The sequence below is a fragment of the Caldithrix sp. genome (assembly GCF_056497305.1).
In genome coordinates, this window is the sequence record NZ_JBSMDE010000107.1 from 1 (window position 1) to 3,964 (window position 3,964).

2 protein-coding genes are annotated in these 3,964 nt (G+C 43.0%); one reads left to right on the top strand and one right to left on the bottom strand.

Annotated elements, in window-relative coordinates; all coding sequences use genetic code 11:
* Positions 1 to 518 precede the first annotated feature (518 nt).
* Positions 519 to 2,018 carry a TolC family protein gene (locus ACWB0I_RS09135; protein WP_479387751.1) on the bottom strand — a complete coding sequence of 500 codons (1,500 nt, stop codon included), beginning with the start codon at positions 2,016 to 2,018 and terminating at the stop codon, positions 519 to 521.
* 382 nt (positions 2,019 to 2,400) lie between these two features.
* Between ACWB0I_RS09135 and ACWB0I_RS09140 the strand changes: the two genes are divergently transcribed.
* Complete coding sequence (locus ACWB0I_RS09140) at positions 2,401 to 3,342, top strand: tetratricopeptide repeat protein (protein WP_479387752.1); 942 nt, start codon at positions 2,401 to 2,403, stop codon at positions 3,340 to 3,342.
* The last annotated feature ends 622 nt before the right edge of the window (positions 3,343 to 3,964 follow it).

The window sequence follows — 3,964 nt, forward strand, 5'->3', positions numbered from 1 at the left end:
GTTCAGTATAAAAACCACGAATTTCACGGATTAACACGAAGATATTTGATGTAATTTAAATAAAAACAATAGGCAAATTTAAATAAAATTCGATAATAATACCTTTTTAGAGTGGACTCACGAATTATTTTGTGAAAGGGCAAGTATTGCCCAGGCGGTGAAGGTCTGTGCCGGCATGTCATTCTTAATCCCGTTTCAGACGTAACTCGAGCTTCAGCTCGAGACTTGCCCTAACACCTACACAAATGTTGTTCCCATGCAAGCGAAAACTCCGAATCCCGGGGACTGGCCAGTCTGGCGAGGCGCAGCCTGTTTTAGCGCAGCGGAAATCCCGATTCTCTGTGACGGGACATTAAACCATTCTACAATTCAACAAATCAACAATTAAACAGTTTTACTCCCTCACATAGCATAAAAATTTTCGCATCCCGCTGTGGCGGGATTAGATCTTTTAAGGGAAGTATTCTAAACAAATCTCAAAAGGCTAACACTCAATCCTCTTACAATAACTACTGATTTCAATCCATCTTCAGATATTCATCCAGGCTCACTGGATGCTTGTGGACAAAGTCATAAAATGTTTTGCGTTTGACATCTGCCAGCAGAAGTTTGTAAGAAATAAGCGCCTTTAACCGCGAATTGTAAGCCTGACTCAAGCGGTTCCGATCCAGAGCCAGAGCTTGACTGTTAATGTCTCCGTTGGCAAAACGCTTTTTGCTGATTTCAAAACTTTTTTCGGCCACAGCGACGTTTTTTTCTAACAACTGCAGACGTTTCAAACTGTTTTCCAGCTCCATAACCGTGTTTAAAATGTCCCGTTTGATGGTTACTTTAAGGTCTTCCAGTGCCAATTGCTGCTGGCGTATTCGGGCTTTTTGGGCTAATAGCTGGTTTCTGTTTACATGCCAATCCCACAGAGGAATGGTAATAGACAGAGCAATGCCACGATTGCCCGGACGGCGCTTTAATTCTTCCCAGGCATTCTGGAAAGTCGTGTTCAGCAGAAAGGTACGTGGATCCTGTTTAACGCCAATAAAATCGTAATAAGCTGATATTTTTCCCTGGATCTGGCTTTCGGCGCCGATGCGTTTCAAATTGATCTTTTGTTGCTCCAGGGCGATTTCCTTCTCCTGAATTTCCAGGCGATTTTGCAATCCGTACTGCAAGGCAGTTTGCACGTCAACTGTGATGATTGGGTAACTCAAATCGCTGTTAAGCACTACGGAGTCCTGTAAACTGATATTTAACAATTGTTTCAGGGCATCTGCCTGTTGTTGCACCTCAACCAGGGACAAATCAAAATTGTTTTGCGCTTCTCCCAGATCGACCTCCATTTGCAGGGCCTCTACTTCTGCAATGACCCCGGCTTTAAATTTATTGCGGGCCAATTCAAAGGCATCCTGTTGTTGTTTCAGAGTCTGCAAGGCGATATTTTTACGTTCCTGAGCCGAGTACAGGCCATAAAAGGCCTGGGCAACTTCATATTCCAGATCCAATTGTGCGCGCAGTAACTGTTTTTCTGAAAGACGGTAATTCAATTCGGCCATTTTTAAGGTCGATTGAATGCGATTGTAGGAATAGAAAGATTGTAAAGGCTGTTCCAGGCCGATGCGTGTATTTAAGCGGAACGACTGTTCCTTTAAAAAATAGTCCTGTACATGGAATATGCCGGAGGTCAGGTACAAAAATCCATCGCTGGGTAAAGGCTGCTCAATTTGCAGGCTGGCGTTGTAGCGCGCCTGTTTTAAGGGAAAATAGTGCAGCCCGCTGCTGTCTTGCAGGCTGCTGATTGTTTCGCTGTAATCCGGAACATCGAGTTGCAAACTTACCTGGGTTTTAAAGCGATTGCGGGCGGCCCTTAATTCAAAGCGTGCAATTTTGAAATCTTCTAACAGCGAGCGCATTTTAAAACTATTCTGACGGGCCAGCTGCTGCGCCTTTTCCAGTGTGAGCACATGAATGTTTCCGGCAGACAGGCTGCCCAGGATCAGACCAATGAGTAAAATGATGGTTCGCATGGTACAAGCCCTTTTCGTTTTTGATTGAAAAGCGGATGGTTAAATTTGCTAAAATTTACGCTTAAATGCTCATTTTTGTTTGGTCAAAATTTAATTTGTTCGCAAATTTAGTTATCTTCTGGTTATTGGTAAATACTTTTTAGGGTAAAAGATTAGCAACAAGTCGACTAAAATTTCGTTATTTTTTATGGCAAGCCAAAAACTAAGGCGGAGATGAGCTGGCTATTAGAGAACATTCAACTGCAAAAGGCGCCATGATTTTTTTAGTACTGTTTCTTCCTCTTGCCCTTTGTGGCAGAGGGGACTGTGACTGTCAGACTTTTACACACTAAAATGTTAAGGCATTTGAGGGAAATTTTCTAAAAAAACGGTAGGAGGTCAGGTGCGTACGTTCATCATTGTTTTTGGTTTTTCTTTGTCCGTTTTGTGGGCCGGTCAATCTCAATACATTAAAGAAGCTGAGCAATTGCTTAAAGAGCACCATTTTAAACAGGCTTTTGCGCGCCTGCAGGCCCATCAGGATGATCCAGACGCGTTGTATTATCTGAGTGTTATTAAACTATTGCAGGGGGAAATCGATGAAGCTTTGAATTTTGCAGAAACTGGGTTACAAAAAGCGCAGAATAAGGGACGCTTTTATGAATGGCTTGGCGACATCTACTCCGTTAAAGCGCAAACGGCCAATCTATTCTCCGCCCTGACAATCGTGAAAAAAATTAAACAGTATTGGTTAAAGGCAATAGAATGGGATCCGCACAATGTAAAGGTCAAGGAAAAATTGTTCATGTTTTACCTGATGGCGCCTGGTATTGCCGGCGGAGATGAGCAAAAAGCCAGAGCGTTTATTGAGGAGGTAGAGCAGGAAGATTCATTGCGTGCTTTGCTGTTGAAAGCCCGCTTCTGGAAGAAGAAAAAAGAAATGGATCAAAGCCGAAAGCTGTATGAGCAGGCTTTGCATCGAGCGCCGGACAGTTTGAACATTCTACGTGAAGCGGGATTGTTTTATCTGACTCAGGAAGAGTACGCACAGGCACGACGCTGTTTTCAAAAGATAGTTGCCTTACAACCTGAGAACTTTACGGGATATGATTTGCTGGGCGATTGGTTCAGCAAAAAGGCGCAATTCGATTCAGCGCTTGCCGAGTATGATCGGGCGCTGGCAAAAGATCCCTATCAGTTCAAGACGGCATTTAAAAAGGCCAGGGTCCTGGCCAAACTTGGCAGAAAAGAGGAAGCCCGGAAGGTAGCCGAGAGCCTGCTGCAGGCCGAAATATTTTTTACCATGAAAAAACAGATAAAAGCATTTCTGGAGGAGCTCGATTAATCATAAATTGCCTGACACTATAGACTGGAAACGTGGCGCGTGTATTACTCTCTTCCATCAAAGCGGGATGAGGTATTTCCTTTGCTTATGACGTTTTAGCCTTCATTGCAATGTTATTAAATGATTGTCCAATCGACTTTCCAGTTTGGGCACCATAAACCTGAATATCCCCCAAAATTTTAATGACAATCTTATAGAGCAATAATTGAGGCAGCAGAGTCGCAATCATTAATTGACTATAGAAAATAAGTTATTACCACAAATGTACAGAAGAACTTTTTTTTAATAAAAATTATTTTATGAAAGGACAAGTTATGCCCAGGCAGTGGGAGCCGGTGGAGCCGGTCGTTCTATTCTCGTAAAATGAAATGAGGAATCCCTTGTATTTTAAGCGTTCTTTCATTTCAAAGACCTGTGAAAAAAACAGCGCGGCGCTGTTGAACACCGTTAGTTAAGGAACGCCGCGCTGTTTTTGAGTTTTTACTTAATCAACATCATTTTTTTAGACTGCGAAAAGCCTTTGTCTGTGGCCAGACGGTAGATGTACACGCCGCTGGCCAGGTGGCTGCCGTCAAACACAACTTCGTAAATTCCTGCGGCTTGTTGGCCCTTTAACAACGTT